Consider the following 20,787-nt stretch of genomic DNA (forward strand, 5'->3'; position numbering starts at 1 on the left):
GAGAGGTTTTGCGTTGCATGGCGGGCCTCCGGGAGCTGGTTCGCGGCAGGCGGGCATGCACACCGCGTCAGCCAGTAGACCAGATCTGCGGCCGGGCGCGATGATCCTGATCAATCCGCTGCCGCAGAAGGGCAGGGGGGCGCCTGCCGGTCACTGCTCCGGTGCGGAGGGGAAATACTCCGGCCGGGCGCCTGCCTTGGCGAGCAGATCCATCACCTCGTTTTTCCAGCCGTCCTTGATCTGCAGCGCAAGCTGCGACAGCGGGCGGAACACCGGGGAGATGATGGTGTATTCGTAGCGGAAGCCGCCTTCCATCTGGCGGAAGACCACACGGCCGCCAGTGCTATCGACCTCGTGCTCGGTCACCGCGGTCAGCGGGTCCACGACCGACAGGCAGCGCCCGGCGCTGATGAAGGGCATCATCGGCAGGAAGAACTGGCTGTCGAGGACGACGTTCGGCGTGCCGCCGGCCCGGCGCAGTTCAGCCACGGTTTTCTGGTGGGTGATATGGGTGCTTTGCAGCAGCCCCAGCGGCACGTTGTCGAGATCCTTCCAGGCGATCACCTGTTTTTGTGCCAAGGGGTGGTCCTGCGGGATGGCGCAGAAGCAATCGGCGGCAATGGTCTCCTGCCGGAAGGTCTGCGCCGAAGCCTCGCGGCCGATCATGTCGGCAAAGCCGAAGTCGAAGCCCTGGGTGGCGGCCAGTTCGCGGATCTGCGGCGAGGTCCGCGACGACAGCGAGATGCGGATGCGGGGATTGCTGCCGGTGAAGCGGCTGATGTAGCGCGGAAAAAGGAAGGTGGACGGCCCCGGCATCGAGGCCACGTTCAGGCTGCCGCTTTGGCCGGCAGTCAGGCTTTTCATGGTGCCCGCGACACTGCTGAGCCGGTCCAGAATGTCGCTGGTTTCGGCGTGCAGATAGTGCGCCTCGGGCACCGGCACCAACTGGCGGCCGCGCCGTTCGAACAGCTTGAGCCCCAGCGAGTCCTCCAGCGACCGGATCGCCAGGCTGACGGCGGGCTGGGTCCGGCCCAGTTTTTCGGCGGCGGCAGAGAGCGAGGCGGCCTCCATCACCGCGCGGAAGGCGGTCATTTGGGACAGATTCATGCGCAAACCCCCTGTCTTTGCTGCGGCCGGGCCGGGCGTTCGTCATACATAAGCAAAACTTTGGAAAACTGAAAATATTAAAATTTGTTTTTATCACATCTCTGGCTCATCCTTTTGCAACAGCATTCCCCGGGACCAAACCCGGGCCAGACCAACAGGAGAGTAAGATGACCATGATGACACGGCTGAGCGGGGCAATCCTGGCAGCGTCGCTGGTGGCGGGCGCCGCCGCGGCCCAAAGCCCGACCTTTTTCCGCATCGGCACCGGCAGCGCCGGCGGCACCTATTTCCCGATCGGCGGCACCATTGCCAACGGCATTTCCGCGCCTCCCGGCTCGCGCCCCTGCGACGAGGGCGGCCAGTGCGGCGTGCCGGGGCTGATCGCCATCGCGCAGTCCACCACCGCGTCGGTGTTCAACAACACCGCGGTGCAGAACGGCGAGCTGGAGGCCGGCATGGCCGCGGCGGATGTCACCCGCTCGATGTACTTGGGCGAGGGCAAGTTCGACGGCAAGCCGCATGAGAAGCTGCGCATCGTTGCCAACCTCTATCCGGAAGACCTGCACCTGGTGCTGCCCAAGGGCCAGTCGCTGAATGACCTTGGCGATCTTGCGGGCAAGCGTGTGGGCATTGCGCAGGCGGGCTCCGGCACCCAGGTTGCGGTGCTGCAGATGCTGGACGCCTGGGGCGTGACCCGCGACAACATGGACGAGGCCGAGCTGAACAACAGCCAGTCGGCGGAGCGCCTGGCCGACGGGCAGCTTGACGGCTATTTCTACGCCGCAGGGTGGCCGGTGTCGGCGATGGTCCAGCTGGCCACCACCAAGGGCATGGAGCTGCACAGCTTCACCGACGAGGACCTGGCCAAGATCAACGAGATCATCCCGGCCTACATCCCGTCGAAAATCCCCGCCAATGTTTATGACGGCGTGGATTACGAAGTGAAGACCCCGGCTGTTTCGGCGCTGCTGGTTGTCTCCTCCGACCTGCCGGACGAACTGGTCTACGGCATAACCCAGGCGATGTGGAACAAGAACACCCGCAACCTGCTGGACAACGGCCATGCCAAGGGCAAGCAGATCACGCTGGAGACCGCGCTGGACGGGATCGGGTCGCTGGGCGTGCCGCTGCATCCCGGTGCCGAGAAGTTCTACAAGGAAGCCGGGCTTCTGAACTGATCCGGCCTCTCTCCCCCGGATCAAACCCAGCGGGCGGCGTACCAACGCGGGCACGCCGCCCGGATTGTCTTTCACGTTACTCAGAGCAGGAAGGTACGCTATGAGCGACGCGCCTCAGCAGACCCCCCCCGAACTCACGGCCGAGGAACTGGCCGCGATCGAGAAGAAATACGACGAAGGCGCCGCCACGCGCGAGGTTTCCACCCGGTTCAGCGCCTTCCTGCGCTATGTCGCGCTGGCCTTTGCCGCCTATCACTATCTTACGGCCGGCTTTGCGCTGCCGCCGGACTACTGGCACATGGGCTGGCACCTGTCGGGGCTGTTCATCCTGATCTATGCGCTGTTCCCGCATCTGAAGAGCAAGACCGCCTTTGATCTGAAAACAGGCGCCTTCCACCTGGGCGGGGTGCCTTTCCTGGATGTGCTGCTGATGGTGCTGGGCACCGCCTCGGCGCTCTATCTCGGCTTTGCCTGGCATGGCATTCCGATGCTCGGCATCGAAGAGCAGACTTTCCGGATGGGCAACCCCAACAGCTATGACATGGTGTTCGGCTGCATCCTGATCGTGCTGGTGCTGGACATCGCCCGGCGCACGCTGGGCTGGATCCTGCCGCTGATCATCTGCGTGTTCATCGCCTATGCGCTGTTCGGGCCGGTGTTTCCGGGCATCCTGCAGCATCCGGGCGTCAAGTTCCGCACCTTCGTGTCGTCGATGTATTTCCCGCAGGAAGGCATCTTCGGTGTGACGCTGTGGGTGGTGTCGACCATTGTCTTCCACTTCGTGCTGTTCGGCGTCATCGCGCAGCGCACCGGGCTGGGGCAGCTGTTCATCGACAACGCCACCATCCTGGCGGGCCGCTACACCGGCGGGCCGGCCAAGGTCTCGGTGGTGTCCTCTGCCTTTTTCGGCACCATTTCCGGCTCCTCGGTGGCCAACACCGTCTCTACCGGCGCGCTGACCATCCCCAACATGAAACGGCTGGGCTACCCGGGTCATTTCGCGGGCGGGGTTGAGGCGGCGGCCTCAGCCGGGGGGCAGATCACCCCGCCGATCATGGGGGCCGCGGCCTTCATCATGGCGGAATTCTTGGAGGTGCCCTACACCACCATCGTGATCGCGGCGATCTTCCCGGCGCTGCTGCATTACACCGGCGTCTTTGCCGTGGTGCATCTGATGGCGCGCCGCCTGGGCCTGAAAGGCATGTCCAAGGACATGCTGCCCAAGCTGGGCGCGGTCTGGCGCGACGGCTGGGCCAACCTGGTGCCGCTGGTCGGCCTGCTGACGGTGCTGTTCTCCGGCTACACGCCCTATATGTCCGCCTTCTGCGGCATCTCGCTGGCGCTGATCGCCGGGATGAGCCGGATGAAGGCGCCGCTGACTCTGGCCTATCCGGCCGCCTTCATTGCCTTTGTGCTGTGGAAATACGCCGGCGGCGGTTTCGATCTGCCAATGTCGCTGTTGCTGATGGGCGGTGCGGTGCTGGCCTGTTTCAACCCGCAGGAGCGCACCACCATGCCAGAGATGGCGGACACGCTGGAGACCGGTGTCAAATACGCGCTGGCGGTCGGCGCGGCCTCGGCGGCGGTCGGCATCGTGATCGGGGTGATCAACACCACCGGCGTCGGCTTCCGCATCGGTTTCATGGTGACGCAGGCGGCAGCCAATCTGGGCGGCGATCTGCACGGCCTGTTCAGCATCGGCAGCTTCGAGCTGTTCAGCGTCGAGGACCTGACCCTGTTCATCAGCCTAGTCTTCATCGCCATCGCCTGCATCCTGATGGGGGCCGGGGTGCCGACCACGGCGCTGTACATCATGCTGGTGTCGGTGGCGCAGCCCGCGCTGGCGCAGCTCGGCATTCCGCCGATCGCCAGCCACATGTTCGTGCTCTACTACGGGGTGGTGGCGGAGATCACGCCGCCGGTGTGCACCTCGGCCTATGCGGCGGCGGCGATTGCCAACTCCAACCCGTTCCGCACCGGCCTGTCGGCGTTCTCGCTGGGGCTGGGCAAGGTGGTGGCGCCAATGGCCTTCGTCTATGCGCCGGTGCTGCTGTTCGTCTCCTCGACCGGCTTCGACTTTGTCGAGTTCACCTACACAGCGGCGAGCTGCATCGCCGGGGTGGTGGCGCTGTCGGCGGCGGTTGTCGGCTACTGGCTGGCCCCGATGGGCATGGTGTTCCGCATCCTGCTGGCGCTGGCCGGGCTGATCTTCATCGCCCCGTCGCTGCAGGCGGACCTGGCGGCGCTGGCGGTTGCCAGCCCGGCCATCATCAGCCAGCTGCTGCATGCGCGGCAGGCCAAGGCGGAGGCGGCCTGAGCACCATGAATGATCAAGTCACGATCTTGGGCGCCGGTGCAGTCGGTCTCTGCACCGCGCTCTCCCTGGCCGGGCGCGGCGTGCCGGTGCGGCTCATCGACCGCGGAGAACCGGGGCAGGAAACCTCCTCGGGCAACGCGGGGGTGATCTCGCCCTGGTCCTTCATCCCGCAGTCGCTGCCGGGGATCTGGAAGAAGCTGCCGGACCTGATGTTCGGCGCCTATCAGCCGCTGAGCGTGCGGGCCGGCTACTGGCCGCGGATGGTGCCCTGGGGGCTTTCGTTCCTGCGCAACAGCTCGGCGCAGCGGGTGCAGGAGATCGCGGATGCGATGGAGCCGCTGTGCATGCCCTCGGTGGATCTGTACCGGCGGCACCTGGAGGGCACCGGGCAGGAGCATCTGGTGCAGGACTGCGCCTATGTGCATGCCTACCGGAAGGACGGCAGGGATCTGCTGCAGGCGATCGACTACCGCATCCGGGCCGACAAGGGCGCCCGGCTGGAGCTGGTCGGGCAGGACGAGCTGCGGCGCATCGAGCCGGCCCTGTCGCCCGGCTTCAAGTCGGCGGTGCTGATCCACGGCCAGGCGCGGGCGCTGTCGCCGGGGCAGATCATGGCGGCGCTGGCGGCAAAGGCGGAGCGGCTGGGCATCGAGATCCTGCAGGCGCCGGTTGACGGGCTGCGGCGCGGCGAGGACGGCTGGCGGATCATCTGCGGCACGCAGACCTACACGGCACGGCGGGTGGTGGTTGCCATGGGGGCCTGGTCGGCGGAGCTGCTGAAGACGCTGGGCATTGCGGTGCCGCTGGCCAGCGAGCGCGGCTATCACATCGAGTTTCCCGAAGCGGGCATCGAATTGAACAATTCGGTCATGGATACGGATGCGAAATTCGTCGCCAGCTCGATGACGGGCGGGCTGCGGGTGGCCGGGCAGGCGGAGTTCGCGGCAATCGACGCGCCGCAGGACAGCCGCAAGCAGGCGCGGATGCAGGCGCAGGCCAAGGCGGCGTTTCCCGATCTGGTGACCGCGGCGCCGAAATTCTGGATGGGCCGCCGCCCGTCGTTTCCCGACACGCTGCCGATGATCGGTGAATTCGGCGGCCACGCGGGGCTTTACGCGGGTTTCGGCCATTCCCACTACGGGCTGATGATGGCCCCCAAAACCGGGGAGCTGCTGGCCGACATGCTGACCGGGCGGACCCCGAACATTGATTGCGGCCCCTATGCCACCGGGCGCTTCTGAAAACAGAAAGGACATTTGGAGATGACCTCACCGGCGGATACTGCCCCCCTCGGCCTTTTGTGCCTAGACACCCATTTCGCCAAGCCGCCGGGCCATATCCGCTGCACCGGCAGCCTGCCGTTCCCGGTGCGCAAGGCGGTGGTCAAGGGCACCACCATCGCCGAGCTGCTGGAGCGCCCCAGCCTGGAGTTCTTTGCGCCGTTCCTGGACGCCGCGCGGGAGCTGGAGCAGGCCGGCTGCGCCGCGATCACCGGCAGCTGCGGGTTCATGGCGTTGTACCAGCGGGAGCTGGCGGAACAGGTTTCTGTTCCGGTGTTTTCCTCCAGCCTGATCCAGATCCCGCTGATGCACCAGATGGCCGGGCGGCGGGGCAGGGTGGGTGTGATCACCGCCCGCGCCTCGGCGCTGACGCCCGCGCATTTTGCGGCGGTCGGGGCAGGGGACACCCCGGTGGCGGTCATCGGGATGGAGGACAAGCCGGAGTTTTCGGAGGTCATCCTGCACAGCAAGCGGACCCAGATTGACGAGGAGAAGCTGACCGCGGAGCTGGCGGCGGCCGGGCGCCAGATGCTGGAAGAGGCGCCGGATGTGACGTCGGTCGTGCTGGAATGCACCGATCTGCCGCCATATGCGCATGCGCTGCAGGCAGCCATCGGGCTGCCGGTTGCGGACCTGACGACCCTGGCCACGATGGTGCATGCGATCACCGCGCGGGGCCGCTATGAGGGGCGGGTGCAGTACGACTAGACCGGCGCTCCCTGCGGGCGCCGGGAAGCCGGCCCGGTTGACCTTGCCTTCGCGGCGCCGCGAAGGGCGGGGGTTTTGAAGCTGCCGAATGCAGCGCCCGGCAAGGTTAAAGATGCGTTGTCATCTTGTAGCCCGGGGCGAAATACAGCTTGGCCAGAGTGACGGGTTTGCCGCGCAGCCAGGTGATCCGCTCCGCAGTGAAAACCGGGTCTCCGGCCTGTGCGTCAAGAAACTCAGCCACGGTCTGATCCGCTTTGGTTGCCAGGAAGCTCAGTTCCAGGTTTGTGAAGGGCACCTTTTGCACCAGCCAGTCATTCGGGCCGGACTGGGAGAAATCTGCGTCCAGAACCTCGGGGATGCTTTCCGGGACAATCCAGCGCACTTCGTACTGGAAGGGGGCGGTGTCCGCGTAGTGCATGCACCTGAGATGCAGCACCTCCTGGCCCTGGGGGATGCGCAGCCGGGCCGACAGCCATGCCGGCGCGGGCATCACATTTCTTTCCACCAGCGAATAGCGGTAGGCCGAGCCGGTCTCGGCAACCTCGTCCCGGACCAGGGGGATGACAAACTGGGCCTTTCTGATCGGGGCGTTCAGAACCCTGGTTCCTGCTTTGCGCTTCCGTTCCAGAAAGCCTTCCTCGGCAAGCTCCCTCAGCGCCCGGTTCACGGTTGTGCGGGTGCTCGAAAACTCTTCGGCCAGGTCGGTCTCGCTTGGCAGCAGGCTGTCCGGAGCCCAGATCCGGTTTTGAATCCTGTCGAGGACCACCTGCTTGATATCGCGGTAGCTCATGTTTTCCCGGGGTCCCGCCATGCTGCCTGCTGCTCCAATAAAATGCGTTAACGCCAATATATATACACATAAGGAGGCGAAGGGAACCCGGGTGCGGCGGGGCGGCTGCCCGGCGTGCCCCGCCGCGTTGCGGCCACTTGACCGCCTTGATGCAGCACGCGATCTTGGGGGAGTGAAACGGCCTCGAACCAAATATGCAAAGGCGGGCGATATTCACATTGCCTATCAGGTCTTTGGCAAAGGCCCGATTGACCTGCTTTGGGCGCAGGGCTGGGCCACCCATATCGAATACGCCTGGGAAAGCCCGGATTACGCGCGTTTCCTGACCAAGATCAGCCGGTTCGCCCGTGTGATCTTTTTCGACAAGCGCGGTGTCGGCATGTCGGACAGGGACGTCGGATACCCCACGCTCGAAGAGCGTTCGCAGGACATCAATGCGGTGCTGGATGCGGTTGGCGCCGAAAGGGTGGCGATTTTCGGAATGTCCGAGGGCGGCGCAATCTCCAGCGTCTTTGCCGCCACCTATCCCGAACGCGTCAGCCATTTGATCTTCTTCGGCTGCAGGGCGCGTTACAAATGGGCGCCGGATTACCCGCAGGGGCTGAAACCCGATGCGGTGGCGGCCGCCCTGGAGCATTTCGCCAACTATGCCGATGGCCACCTGCTGGGAATTGACGGCGCGCCGAGCATTGCCGGCGACCCGGCGGCGCAACGCTGGCTCGACACCTATTTCCGCTATGCCGCAAGCCCCCGTGCCCTGCGGAAACTTTCGGAAATGAATTATGACATTGATATCCGCGGGGTGCTTTCCTCCATCCGGGCGCCGACGCTGGTGCTGCACCGCGAAAACGAGAACTGGTGCGATCTGAACAACGCGAAGTATCTGGCCGAGCATATCCGCGGCGCGGAGCTGCATGTGTTGCCGGGCGAGGACCACATCGCCTGGTACGGCGATCAGGACCGGCTGGTTTCGGAAATCCGCACCTTTGTGACGGGCGAAGCGGTAACGGCCCCAACCGAGCGGACCCTGCTGACGCTCGTGTTCCTTGATCTTGTGGGGTCGACGGAACAGATTGCGCGGATGGGCGACGCGCGCTGGCGCAGCGTGCTGGAGCAACTCGATCACACCGTGCAGCACCGTGTCGCCGCATATGGCGGCACACAGGTCAAACACACGGGCGACGGGTATCTGCTGTCGTTCCGGGGTCCGACCAGCGCGCTGGAATGCGCGCTGACCCTGCGGCAGGATGTGCAAGGACTGGGGCTGAAAAGCCGTATCGGCGTGCACACGGGAGAATGCGAGATCCGGGAACAGGACCTGAGCGGCTTGGCCGTGCATGTCGCCGCACGGCTCTTGGAGGAAGCGGCACCCGATGAAATCCTGACATCGCAGACGGTCAAGGACCTGACGCTTGGATCAGAGCACGGCTTTGTCAGCTTGGACCACCGAAAACTCCGGGGGACGCCCGGGGACTGGGCGCTTTTTTCTCTCAGCGGTTGATGCCGCAGGAGATGTCTTCTGCAGGCAGGCACAGGCCGCGCTGGCGCAGGCCGCGCGCACCGTCGAGGTGTCAGAGCCGCAATGGAAAGGAAATCAGCAGCTGAGTATCCGGTGAGTCAAATTGACGAATAATAGACGCCTGGGAAACGGGTCTGCTGATAGGCAAATGACGCCGCCGCCCGACTATCGGGGGCATCTGCAATGCCCGATAGGAGAAAAGTCATGAAACACGTCAACACTGTCATCATCGGCGGCGGCCAGGCCGGATTGGCGATGGGGCGCTGCCTGTTCGAACATGGCATCGATTATGTCATCCTGGAACGCGGGCGGATCGGCGAGAGGTGGCACAGCGAACGCTGGGACTCTCTGAAACTGCTGACCCCGAACTGGCAGAGCCGCCTGCCGCACGGGGCCTATGACGGCGGCGAGCCGGATGCCTTCATGTCGGTGCCGGATTTCATCGAACGGCTGGAGCGTTATGCCCGCTCGTATGATGCCTGCATCGAGCGCGGCACAACTGTTACGGCGGTGCAGCGCATGGAGGGCCGCAAGTTCCGGGTAGCGACGGACCGCGGGGAGTGGTGCGCGCGGAACGTCGTGGTTGCAACCGGATTCTGCGACACACCGCGCGTTCCGGGTTTCGCCGAGAACCTGCCGGATGACGTCGTGCAAATCGTTCCGCCGGAATACCGGAACCCGTCGCAGGTGCCTGAAGGGCATGTGCTGGTTGTCGGCGCCTCGGCGACCGGCCTGCAAATCGCCGAAGAGCTTCTTGGGGCCGGGCGCTCCGTTACGGTCTCGGTTGGAACCCATATCCGGGTGCCGCGGCGGTACCGCGGGCGCGACATCCTGTATTGGATGGATGCGACCGGCGGGTTTGCTGCCGCAGCCGATCCCGCCGATGAACGCGGCAACCCGCCGCCGCAGCTGGTGGGGTCCGCCGAGAACCGCGATTTGGATTTGTCTACGGTGCAGAAGCTGGGCGCGCGCCTGGCCGGCCGCACGGCAGGTGTCGAGGACGGCCGGGTCCTGTTTTCCGATACGCTGCGCCAAAGCGTGGAGAAAGCAGACAGGATGATGTTCGAACTGCTTGGAAAAATCGATGGGTTCATCGAGGCCAAAGGGTATGACGCACCGCCGGCCGAAGCCGGCGAAGTCCAGCCTGTGCCGATCCCCGATGCCCCCGCTGAGCTGCCTGTTGGAACAGGCGGTGTCCGCGCCGTTGTCTGGGCAACCGGCTATCAGAGAAAGTATCCCTGGCTGAAAATCCCCGTGCTGGATGAACGCGGAGAAATTTCGCACAAGGAGGGCATCAGCCCGGTTGCCGGCCTCTATGTCCTTGGAATGCGTTTTCAGAAACGCAAATATTCCAACCTGATTGACGGCGTCGGCCGCGATGCCGAAGACCTTGCCGGGCATATCGCCAAAAGAACCCGGGCGATCGCCGCATAACCTGCGCTCAAGCCCGGTCCAGCATGTTCAGCGCGCCGAGGAGCAAGTCGCGGTCTTCGGCGCGTTCGAGCGGAAAACCCTGCGCCGTTTCGACCGGATCCAGTTGCGCTCCCGAGGCGCGGACGGCGGCCCGGGCGCGGTCCTGGTCTTGTTCCGACCCTGTCTTGGCACTGGACGCCAGAAGATAGACCAGATCATCGGCCCGCTTGCGGCTGATGCGGTCGAGGACATTCAGTGTCTCTTCAAACCGCTGCTGGTGAAACAGCGCCCGGGCCAGGTGGCTCCAGTAGCGTTCCGGATGATAGGGGTTCAGCCGCATTGATTTGCGAACCCATTCTTCGCCGGAAACCGGCTCGCCCGCAAAAGTGAGAATCTCGCCCATCGCGCACAGTGAGCGGTCGTCGTTGGGGTTCAGAAACAAGGCGCGCTCCTGATGCCAGAGCGCCCGGCGGACATTGCCTCTGGTCAAATGGTTCTGAGCCAGAACCCGGTGGCACTCGCTTTCATTCTCGTCCAGTTCCAGCCCGTGTTCGGCCGCCGCCTGCGACTGATCCACCAGTATCGCAGGGTCATCCAGCTTGTGAACGATCGCCTGGCCCAAGCCGCAGGCCAGCCAGGCATGGGCCAGCGCATAGTCCGGGTCCTTGCTGATCGCCAGCCTGAACAAATCGAGGCACTTCCGGCAATCGGCAGCCGTGAACAAGTGGTGATGATACTTGCCTCTCAGCAGGATATCGTATGCTTCCAGACGTTGCGGATCCAAGCCACGCGATTGCATCAGGCGGGCGCTTTCAACCCGCCCCACAAGCGTCGAAACAACCGTCGAAACGATCTCGGTCTGGACCTCGAAGACATCGCCCATCTGGCGGTTGTACTGTTCCGCCCAGAGTGCGGTGCCGCGTTCGCTGCTCAAAAGCTGCACGCTTATCCGCACCGCGTCGCCTGAGCGGCGCACGCTGCCCCGGACCAGAAAGGACGCCCCCAGGGCAGCGGCGACTTCATCTTCGGGGGTTGCCCGGCCGCGATACCGGAAAGACGAAGGCCGGGCGATAAGCTCCAGTTCGCTGAAGCGGGACAAGGCCGTTGTCAGATCCTCGGTGATGCCATCCGAGAAGTACAAATCGCTTTCGTCTGAGAGGTTTTCGAACGGCAGAACCGCGACAACGGGTTTGCCTGCTGAATTGGCTGCCCCGGACTGGGCGGGGGTCCCCGGCAATGGCGATAGCGCGGACCTGGAAATCGCGTCGAACACGGCCCGTGTTTCCGGGCCGGGAGTTGTATCGAGGTCCCGCTGCAAGGCCTCAGTGCATAATTTGAACTGGCGCATGGCCTCCGACCGGCGGCCTTGGCGGTCAAGCAGTTCCATCAACGCGCGGTGCGCCATTTCGCAACACGGGTCTATTGCAAGCTTGCGTCTGAGGACGGTCTCAGCCTCGGCATCGGCCCCTTGCGCAACCAGTTTGGCGGCCAAACGGTCGATCACGCTGCACGCTATCGAGCGCAACTCCTCCCGGGTGTCGCGCGCCCAGGCCTCGAATTCCCCGGCCTGAACATGAAAGGAGTCAAGGAAGTCTCCCCGGTACAGCGCAAGCGCTTCCTTCAGTGCGGGAATGTCGTGGCAATCCTTGCTGCGAACCAATGCAGAAACATCCGCTGCGCACAGCGACGTGTCCAGCCGCAGCGTGTCGCCGTCACTGCGGACGGCGGGGCCGATCACCCGCCTGATTTGCGACAGCGCTTGCCTCAGGTTATGGCGCGCGCGCTCGTCGCCCATATTGCCCCACAGCATGGCGGCAACACGTTCGCGCGCGGCCGGGCGGCCGTCTTCCATGGCGAGAAAGGCGAGCAAGGCCTGCGATTTCTTGGCGAGCCCTGAAACCGCGCCATCGGATAGCCGGACTTCACTTCCTCCGAAGAACAGCAAAAATACCTGGTTGCCCATCTTCTAAATATACCGGCTGGGCAGCTTTTGACCAGCGAGCCAGTTTGAAGGGGGAACAGTTCACGGCGGAAGGGAGAATTGCGAAGGGGCAATCCGGTCCCTTGATCAAGGCCGGCTCCGGGTCGAAACGGATTGGCAAGGACCTTGCAAGTTAACGTTTGAGGCTTGAGGTGCCGGTGATCCAGCCGCAGGCGAGCTGGCGGCCGGGGGCGGCCTTGGACACCGCCGGTGGCCCTTGTTGAACTGTGAGTTGGTCGGTTGAATCCATCTGAGGCCGCCCGCTTGCGAAAATCACGCGCCCTATAGCGAAGTGATGCGGACTTCACCGGTAAACTCTCTTTGGAGCGCTCTGTTTTGCGCACACTCCGCGCGGGTGAGCGGATACCAATACCATGAAGCGCAGATGAAGAGACAACCGGGGAGCCGCAACATGTACGTTTACCAATCCATCGCCCAATCCCTCTTCGATCATGGGCAGGGCACGATGTTCGGGCTGATGGGCGATGCGAACCTGTTCATGGTCGACCATTACGTGCGCGAGGGCGGCGGCACCTTTGTGCCGGTGGCCTATGAAGGCAGCGCGGTTCTGATGGCGCTTGCTTACGGCCGGGTGGCAGGCCGGGTCGGTGTGGCCACCGTGACCCACGGGCCGGCGCTGACAAACTGCGTCACCGCGTTGACCGAAGGCGCGCGCGGCCATGTGCCGCTGGTGCTTCTGGCCGGTGACACTCCGGTGTCAAACCCGCACAATCTGCAGAATATCGACCAGCGCGAGACGGTGAAGGTGACTGGGGCGGGCTTCGAGCAGATGCGGTCGCCGGAGACGGCCTCGTATGACGTGGCCCATGCGTTTTACCGCGCCCAGGTCGAGAAACGGCCCATCGTGCTGAACATGCCTGCCGATTTCATGTGGCAGGAGGTTGAGCACGTGCCCCATGTCTTCCCCGCCTTCAATGCCCCCGCGTATGTCCCTGCGGGCGATGACCTGGACGAGGCGGTGGGCATGATTGCCAGCGCCAAGCGCCCGATCATCCTGGCGGGCATCGGCGCCAAGGATTCGGTTCCGCAGATTATCGAACTGGCCGACCGGCTCGAGGCGCCGCTGGCCACCACGCTCAAGGCGAAGGGGATGTTCAGCAGCCACCCCTATAATATCGACATCTTCGGAACGCTTTCGACGCCTGCCGCCTACGAGGCGATCGACAAGGCCGATTGCGTGGTCGCGTTCGGCACAAGCCTGCACCAGTTCACCACCGACAAGGGGGCGCTGATGCAGGGGAAGCGGGTGGTGCAGATCAACGACACGGTCACCGAGGTCTCGAAAAACTACCACCCCGACGCGGCGCTTGTGGCCGATGCCGGGCTGACCGCCAAGAATATCGTCTGGTGGCTGGACGAGGCCGAGATCCCCGGCAGCGGTTTCACAGCCGAGCTGGACATGGAGGTGCTGACCGCGCATCCCAAGGGCAACCCTGACAAGGCAAAGCCCGGATACGTCAATTTCGAATATGCGCTCGACCGGCTGGAGGAGGCCTTGCCCAAGGACCGCTTTCTCACCACCGATGGCGGGCGTTTCATGACCGAGGTCTGGTGCCGTTTGTCGGTGCCCGACGCCGAAAGCTTCATCGCGACAACCAATTTCGGCTCGATTGGGCTGGGCCTGCAGGTTGCCATCGGTGCGGGATTTGCCGTGCCCGGCCGCCCCGTTGTCCTGTTCACCGGCGATGGCGGCTTCATGATGGGCGGGATCAACGAGTTCAACACCGCTGTCCGGATGAAACAGGACCTGATCGTGATCGTGGCGAACGACAGCGCCTATGGCGCCGAGCATATCCAGTTCCTCGACCGCAAGATGGACCCGGGCCTGTCAATGTTCGACTGGCCCTCCTTTGCCGGCATTGCAACCGCGCTTGGCGGCCAGGGGGTGCAGGTCAATTCTGCGGAAGACCTGGAAACCGCGATCCAGGCGATTGCAACCCGGGACGGTCCGCTGCTGATCGAGCTGCGCCTGGACCCGAACGACGTGCCGCGGATGAGGCTGTAACCTTCTGGCGGCAGGGGCGGTTCAGTGCCGGCGGATCACAGCGCAAAGATATCCTGCGGCTCGGAAAACCCCTTGAACGCCACCTGCTGAATTCGCTCTGCCGCGGCGGGATCACGCAGGCTGTTCCGGGTCTGACGGTCAATCAGGATCCTGCGCCCGGCGGCCTTGGTATGCGCTTCCAGCCGGGCTGCCAGGTTCACGGTCTTGCCGACGCAGGTGTAGGCGGCCCGCTCGTCCGTGCCGGCATAGCCTGCCACCACTTCGCCGGTGGCGATGCCGGCCCCCAGCCGGATTTCCGGCGCGCCCGCCGCGCGCTGCTCCTGGTTCAGAACCGTGATCATGCTGAACATTTCCCCGGCCGCCGCCACCGCGCTTTGCGCCGGGTTTTCCAGCGGCTGCGGCGCGCCGAACAGCGCCATCAGCCCGTCGCCGATCATCAGGTTCACGATGCCGCCGTTGCTGCTGACGGCGTCGAACATCAGCGTGTAATAGGTGTTCAGCAGTTCGATGGTGGCCTCTGGCGGCAGATCTTCGGACAATGCCGTGAAATCGCGGATGTCGCAGAACAGGACCGATGCGGTGAGCCGCTTGCCGCCGATGGCAAAGCCGGAGTTCTGCAGGTCCAGCGCCACCTCGTGGGTTGCAAACCGGTCCAGCAGCCGCTTCTGCTCATCCCGCAGGCGCTTCTTTTCCAGGCTCGAGCTGAGCCGGGCGCCCAGCAGGACCTGGTTCACGGGTTTTGGCAGGTAGTCCTCCGCGCCCAGTTCGATGCAGCGCACGATATTGTCCAGCCCTTCCAGCGAGGAGGTGACGATGACCGGCATATCGCGCAGCTCCGGGGCCGCCTTGATCGCCGCCAGCACTTCGAAACCGTCCATCTCGGGCATTTCGATGTCCAGCAGGACCAGGTCAAAGGTTTCGGCCCTGAGCCGCTCCATCGCGACCTTGCCGTTTTCCGCGGCCTCGGCGCGGTGGCCCAGCAACTCGACATTGCGCGCCAGCAGCAGCCGGTTGACCTTGTTGTCGTCCACAATCAGCACATGCCCCAGCGCCTCAGCCATCCAGCAGCCCCCGCAGCGCGGCATCCGCGCGGGTGTATTCCCTATCCAGCGCGGCAAGATCCGGTGCCGGGCCGCCAAGCCCGGACAGTTCCATCTGCCGTGCCAGCGCCGCCAGCGCAGTGGCGCCGAAGGTGTTTGCGTTGGACTTGAGCGAATGCGCGGCGCGGCGGAAACCGTCGCCATCGCCGGCCGCCGCCGCCTGTTTCAGCTGTGCGATCATGCCCGGCGCCTCTTCCAGAAAGGTGGCGGCCAGTTCTGCCGCGAAATCCGCGCCGGTGGCGGCCTGCAGCTCTGCAAAGACAGCGGGGTCCAGGGGGCTGGCGCTCATGGCGTCTCCTTTCCGCGCGGTTGAATGCCTTCCAGCGCCTCGATCAGCCGTTCGACGCGGATGGGTTTTGCAATGTAACCGTCCATGCCTGCTTCGAGGCACATCTCCCGGTCGCCTTGCATTGCATTTGCGGTCATCGCGATGATCGCGGGCCTGCCGTCCTGCGGATATGCGCCGGTGATCCGCCGCGAGGCTTCCAGCCCGTCCATTTCAGGCATCTGCACATCCATCAGCACCACATCGTAGACCTGGCGTGCCACGCTTTCCAGCGCCTCGATCCCGTTGCTGGCAAGGTCAGCGCGGTAGCCCATCTGCTCCAGCAGCCGGACCGCCAGCTTCTGGTTCACCAGATTGTCCTCTGCCAGCAGGATCCGCAGCGGGTGGCGCGCGGCCATTTCCGGATCGGCTGCCGGTTTGCCACCCGTGCCGGCCCTTGCCGCAGGCACAGCCGACGGCGCAAACAACCCGGCCAGCGTATCGAACAGCTGCGACTGGCGCAGCGGCTTGGCCAGGCAGGCCGCAAACAGCCCTTCCTCTGCCCCCGGGCCGCGTTCGCCAAGGCTGCTGAACAGCACCAGCGGCAGGTCCTTGTTCCGCTCTCTGATCCGGTGTGCCAGCGCCGCCCCGTCCGTTCCGGGCATGTGCATGTCCAGGATCGCCAGGTCGAACCCGCCATCCTCCGCCAGCACCTCCAGCGCCGCATCGGCCGAGGCCACGGCGGTTGTCTGCGTCCCCCACTTGCGGGTCTGCGCCGTCAGGATCTTGCGGTTGGTTTCGTTGTCATCCACCATCAGGATCCGTTTGCCGGCCAGTTCCGGCTGCGGGCCCAGCAGGCTGCGGGCCGCCGGTTTCGGCAGCGCGGCCGGTTCCGCCAGGATGGTGAAGCTGAACACAGATCCCCGGCCCGGCCCCTCGCTGGCTGCCTGCATCGTGCCGCCCATCAGCTCTGCCAGCCGTTTCGAAATTGCCAGCCCCAGCCCGGTGCCGCCGTATTTGCGCGTGGTTGAGGAATCCGCCTGGCTGAAGGACTGGAACAGGCGGCTCATCCCCTCCGCGGACAGGCCGATGCCGGTATCGCGGACCTCGAAATGCAGCTTTACCCGGCCATCTGCAGGCGGGTCCGACCTTACCGACAGCACCACCTCGCCGGTGTCGGTGAACTTGACCGCGTTGGACAGGAGGTTGAGCAGAATCTGCCGCAGCCGGGTCAGGTCGGCGCTGATGGCAGGCGGCACGCTGTCGTCCATGATATAGGCAACATCCAGCTGCTTTTTCGCAGCCCGCCCGCTAATCAGGTCCAGGGCGGTTTCGATGCAGTCGCGCAGATCGAAAGGGTGCGCCTCGATGGTCATCTGGCCCGCCTCGATCTTGGAAAAATCGAGGATTTCGTTGATGATCCCCAGCAGCGCGTCGCCGCTGTCGCGGATGGTGCGGGCATAGTCGGCCTGCTCACCGTTCAGTTCGGTGTCCATCAGCAGCCCGCTCATGCCGATCACCGCGTTCATCGGGGTGCGGATTTCGTGGCTCATCGTGGCCAGGAACGCGCTTTTGGCCTCATTCGCTTTCTCTGCCGCGGCGCGGGCCTCCTGCACCTCCTGGAACAGGCGGACGTTGCCGATGGCGATCACCGCCTGGTCGGCAAAGGATTCCGCCATTGCAATTTCATCCCGGGAGAACGCCCGCGCTGCCTTGCGGATGAATCCCAGGCCGCCGATGCACACCCCGTCCCGCAGCAAGGGCAGCATCAAGGAGGAGCGGAAGCCGCTGGCGTGATAGATCCGCCGGTCCATTGGAGGAAGCTCAACCTGTGACCAGTCGGGAATGTGCAGGATTTTCTTGCCGGTATAGGACTGCGACGGAAAATTCTGTGCCGGGTCGACGGGATGCCGGGTCTGGCTGATTTCAGTTTCCACTCCGGCAGGCGTTGCGACCGCCGTCTGCCAGAACTCCTTGCCATCGCATTCGGTCACAATCGCCAGGTCGCAGGAAATCAGCGAGATTGCCAGGCGCACGATCTCGTCGAACACCGGCTTGGTGTTGGTCGGCGATTTGCTGATCACCCGCAGCACATCCGCACTGGCCGTCTGCCGCGCCAGGGCCGATTGGGTCTCGTTGAACATGCGCGTGTTCTGAATGGCGATCACCGCCTGGTCGCAGAAACTCTCTGCCAGCCGTATCTGCTCGCCGGTGAAGGCGCGTTTGCTGTCTGCACGCGAAAACGCCAGCACCCCGACGCAATCGCCGTCGCGCAGCAGCGGCAGGTACAGGCAGGACTGCAGGCCGAACTTTTCCACCGTTGCGACTTCATGCGGCGGCAGCTCCGTTTCGGCGAAGTCCGGAATATGCACCATCTTTCCGGTTGCAAAGACCCGGCTCGGGAAATTGAGCTTTGGATCAATCGGAACCGGATCGGGGTTCAAAGTGTCCATCGGCCCGGTCTTGCGCATCCCCGCGGCAGGGGAGAAATGATCCCCGTCCCGGATCAGCACCGCCGCCCCGTCGCAGTCCAGCAGCCGCACCCCTGCCTCTGCAATTGCCAGGAATACCGGTTTTGCGTCCTCCTGGGCGCTGCTGATCACCCGCAGGATATCGGCGCTGGCGGTCTGGCGGACCAGCGCATTCTGCAAATCCGTGAACAGCCGCGCATTGCTCAGCGCAATCACCGCCTGCGCCGCGAAAGTCTCGAACAGCGCGATCTGCTTCGGGCTGAAGGCATTCCTGCGGACATGGGCCAGGGTGATCACGCCAAGGGGCTTGCCGTCCTTGATCAGCGGCACCCCGAGGCTGGACAGGAACCCGCCCTTGCGCGCCTGCTCCCGCCAGCCGTAGTCGGGATCGGCCTCGATGTCGGGAATATAGGTCGTCCGGCCGGTCAGGGCCGCCCGCCCGGTCGTCGTCGCCCGTCCCGGCACAAATTGCTGCTGCGCCAGGATTTCCTCGAAGATTTCATTGGCATTGTGGGTGACCGCCACCTCATAGGCGCCGGTCTCTTGGTTCAGCAGCGCAACATAGGCGACCTCAGGGCGGCAAATCCGCACCGCGACCTTCAGCACTGCCTGCAGAACCGGCTCCAGTTCATTCGGCGAGCGCGAGATCACGCTCAGCACCTCCGATGTTGCGGTCTGGTACTCCAGCGCCTCGCTCAGCTCTGCCGTGCGCGCCTGCACCTCTTCGAACAGCCGCGTGTTGCTGATTGCGATCACCGCCTGCGAGGCAAAGGTCTCCAGCAGGCCGATCTGCCTTTGCGAAAAGGCCTGCGGCTGGCTGTGCGCCATTACGATCACCCCCAGGACAATGCCGTCCTTGATCAGCGGCACCCCCAGCGTGCTTCTGAAATTGCCGATCCCGGCCGCTTCCTTCCAGGTGTAGCTGTCGTCGCTCAGCGTATCGGCGATATAGACCGTCTGAGCGGTCAACGCCGTGCGGCCGATACAGCTGCCTTTGCCCGGTGCGATCGGGTTGTCCTCAAGGTAGCGGAGAAACCGCGGCCGCACATTGTGGGACTGGCTGATCCGGTACAGCCCGTCTGCCGCGTCCAGCATGGCAAAGAACGCATATTCAGGGTCGCACAGGCGGGAGGCCACCTGGAGGATGGAGGCCAGCACCGGCTCCAGCTCGTTCGGGGAGCGCGAGATCACGCTCAGCACCTCTGACGTTGCGGTCTGGTACTCCAGCGCCTCGCTCAGTTCTGCCGTGCGCGCCTGCACCTCTTCGAACAGCCGCGTGTTGCTGATCGCGATCACCGCCTGCGCCGCAAAGGTTTCCAAAAGGCTGATTTGCTTCTCCGTGAAAGCTCCGGGCTGTTCGTGGCCAAGGGTTATGACACCCGCCACGACACCATCCTTGATCAGCGGCACCCCCAGCGCCGACCGGAAATTTCCCTGCTTGGCGGCGGCCTTCCATTTGAACTCCGCGTCGGCCTCGGTGTCCCTGATATACACTGTTTCCTGCAGCAGCGCCGTTCGCCCCGTGCAGCTGCCGGTCTCTGGCTCAAACGCCTGCTCCGCAAGGAACCGGCGGAACTCTGGCGTCATGCCATGCGCTGCTGCGATCCGGTATTTGCCGTCGGGATCCAGCAGTGTCGCATAGGCCGTCTGCGGTTTGCAGATGTCCGAGGCTACTTTCAGAATGACGTTGAGCACCGGCCGGATCTCGTTGGGCGAGCGGGAGATCACACCCAGCACCTCAGACGTCGCGGTTTGATGCGTCAGCGCTTCCTGAGTGTCTCTGAACAGCCGCGCATTGCCGATGGCGATGCTGGCCTGTTCAGCAAAGGTTTCCAGCAGGCTGATGTCGGTTGCCAGTGCAGCCCTTCCCGTTGGCCAGCCTAGAACAAGAACGCCCCAAATGCCCGGCCCGGCCTTTACCGGAACGGCAACCATCTCCGTGTAGCCGAATTGCCGCGCCGTCTTGTGATCCGAATACTCCGGCGCCTGGGCATCGGCCAGATGAACAGTGCGGCCCGTGCGGATAACCGGCCCGGTAATGGAACCGGCAGCCGGCGGCGCCGGGTAATGCGCCAGGTAGCCGTCCATGAACGCCTGTGTGAAGCCATGGCTTGCGCAGTGATGGATCATGCCGCCGCTGCAGCGCCACAGCATGCAGAACCGTGCGCCGCACAACTCGGCGGCGCTTTTCACAATGGTGTCGAAAACCGGCTGAATGTCTTCCCGCGACTGTCCGATGACCTTCAGGATTTCGGAGGTGGCGGCAAACCGCGCTTTTTCCTGCGCCAGCTGCTGCTCAAGCGCTTTTACAGCATCTGCAGGAGTGATCTGCGGCTCTGATTGCGTTTTGCCGTATCCCATCAAATAGCAAAATCCGGTTGCCGGCAGCCCGGTTCCAATTCAGGATTCTGCCTATGGCTGATCTTAAACCATAACGGATTTTAGGCTGTTATCACAGAATTTGTTGCGCATGCGGTTCGCCGCGCCTTTGGTACGTTCATCAGCATGCGCAGTTTCTGCGCAAGGGGCCAGCCCATTGCGAGGACATTTAAAAGCAACAGGTCACGCGTCGCGGCCCGCCGAGTGAGGCATTCGCAGCGTAAGCGCCAATGACCGCTATCGGGGTTGGATA

General features: G+C 64.1%; 13 protein-coding genes. 7 read left to right on the forward strand and 6 right to left on the reverse strand.

The features are described from left to right. Window positions 1–150: 150 nt before the first annotated feature. Window positions 151–1,107, reverse strand: coding sequence for a LysR family transcriptional regulator (locus KUW17_RS22525; protein ID WP_222482550.1), 957 nt, complete (start codon window positions 1,105–1,107; stop codon window positions 151–153). Between the two features lie 167 nt (window positions 1,108–1,274). Here KUW17_RS22525 and KUW17_RS22530 point away from each other — a divergent pair, with 167 nt between their 5' ends. From KUW17_RS22530 to KUW17_RS22545, 4 genes are all read left to right on the forward strand, one after another. Then, window positions 1,275–2,285 carry a TAXI family TRAP transporter solute-binding subunit gene (locus tag KUW17_RS22530; RefSeq protein ID WP_222482551.1) on the forward strand — a complete coding sequence of 337 codons (1,011 nt, stop codon included), beginning with the start codon at window positions 1,275–1,277 and terminating at the stop codon, window positions 2,283–2,285. 100 nt (window positions 2,286–2,385) lie between these two features. Continuing rightward, entirely contained in the window at window positions 2,386–4,602 is a 2,217-nt protein-coding gene (locus KUW17_RS22535) for a TRAP transporter permease (protein ID WP_222482552.1), read from the forward strand. 5 nt (window positions 4,603–4,607) lie between these two features. After that, window positions 4,608–5,843, forward strand: a complete 1,236-nt coding sequence (locus KUW17_RS22540) for an NAD(P)/FAD-dependent oxidoreductase (protein ID WP_222482553.1) — start codon at window positions 4,608–4,610, stop codon at window positions 5,841–5,843. Window positions 5,844–5,864: 21 nt separating this feature from the next. Further along, window positions 5,865–6,590, forward strand: coding sequence for an aspartate/glutamate racemase family protein (locus KUW17_RS22545; protein WP_222482554.1), 726 nt, complete (start codon window positions 5,865–5,867; stop codon window positions 6,588–6,590). A gap of 106 nt (window positions 6,591–6,696) precedes the next feature. On the opposite strand, the gene KUW17_RS22550 is transcribed toward KUW17_RS22545, so the two are convergent. Then, window positions 6,697–7,401: a GntR family transcriptional regulator gene (locus KUW17_RS22550; RefSeq protein ID WP_261397370.1), complete on the reverse strand. Its 705-nt coding sequence runs from the start codon at window positions 7,399–7,401 to the stop codon at window positions 6,697–6,699. Window positions 7,402–7,552: 151 nt separating this feature from the next. Between KUW17_RS22550 and KUW17_RS22555 the strand changes: the two genes are divergently transcribed. Both KUW17_RS22555 and KUW17_RS22560 read left to right on the forward strand, forming a co-directional pair. Beyond that, entirely contained in the window at window positions 7,553–8,881 is a 1,329-nt protein-coding gene (locus tag KUW17_RS22555) for an adenylate/guanylate cyclase domain-containing protein (RefSeq protein ID WP_222482555.1), read from the forward strand. A 222-nt stretch (window positions 8,882–9,103) separates the two neighbouring features. Beyond that, a complete protein-coding gene (locus tag KUW17_RS22560; RefSeq protein WP_222482556.1) occupies window positions 9,104–10,333 on the forward strand; it encodes an NAD(P)-binding domain-containing protein in 1,230 nt (409 codons plus the stop codon). A 7-nt stretch (window positions 10,334–10,340) separates the two neighbouring features. Here the strand turns inward: KUW17_RS22560 and KUW17_RS22565 are convergent, their stop codons facing one another. Then, window positions 10,341–12,275 (reverse strand): BTAD domain-containing putative transcriptional regulator, encoded by a 1,935-nt coding sequence (locus tag KUW17_RS22565; protein ID WP_222482557.1) that lies wholly within the window; start codon window positions 12,273–12,275, stop codon window positions 10,341–10,343. A gap of 430 nt (window positions 12,276–12,705) precedes the next feature. Between KUW17_RS22565 and KUW17_RS22570 the strand changes: the two genes are divergently transcribed. Next, window positions 12,706–14,319 (forward strand): thiamine pyrophosphate-binding protein, encoded by a 1,614-nt coding sequence (locus KUW17_RS22570; RefSeq protein WP_261397372.1) that lies wholly within the window; start codon window positions 12,706–12,708, stop codon window positions 14,317–14,319. A 35-nt stretch (window positions 14,320–14,354) separates the two neighbouring features. Here KUW17_RS22570 and KUW17_RS22575 read toward each other — a convergent pair whose 3' ends face one another. From KUW17_RS22575 to KUW17_RS22585, 3 genes are read right to left on the reverse strand one after another with little or no spacing between them, the layout of a single operon-like run. Further along, window positions 14,355–15,380 (reverse strand): adenylate/guanylate cyclase domain-containing protein, encoded by a 1,026-nt coding sequence (locus KUW17_RS22575; protein WP_222482559.1) that lies wholly within the window; start codon window positions 15,378–15,380, stop codon window positions 14,355–14,357. Next, a complete protein-coding gene (locus KUW17_RS22580; protein ID WP_222482560.1) occupies window positions 15,373–15,708 on the reverse strand; it encodes an Hpt domain-containing protein in 336 nt (111 codons plus the stop codon). The genes KUW17_RS22575 and KUW17_RS22580 overlap by 8 nt, the downstream gene beginning before the upstream one ends. Then, on the reverse strand, window positions 15,705–20,516 hold the full coding sequence (locus KUW17_RS22585) for a GAF domain-containing protein (protein WP_222482561.1): 4,812 nt from the start codon (window positions 20,514–20,516) through the stop codon (window positions 15,705–15,707). The genes KUW17_RS22580 and KUW17_RS22585 overlap by 4 nt, the downstream gene beginning before the upstream one ends. Between the last annotated feature and the right edge of the window lie 271 nt (window positions 20,517–20,787).

This window comes from Leisingera aquaemixtae (assembly GCF_019801145.1).
Lineage (GTDB): Bacteria > Pseudomonadota > Alphaproteobacteria > Rhodobacterales > Rhodobacteraceae > Leisingera > Leisingera aquaemixtae_A.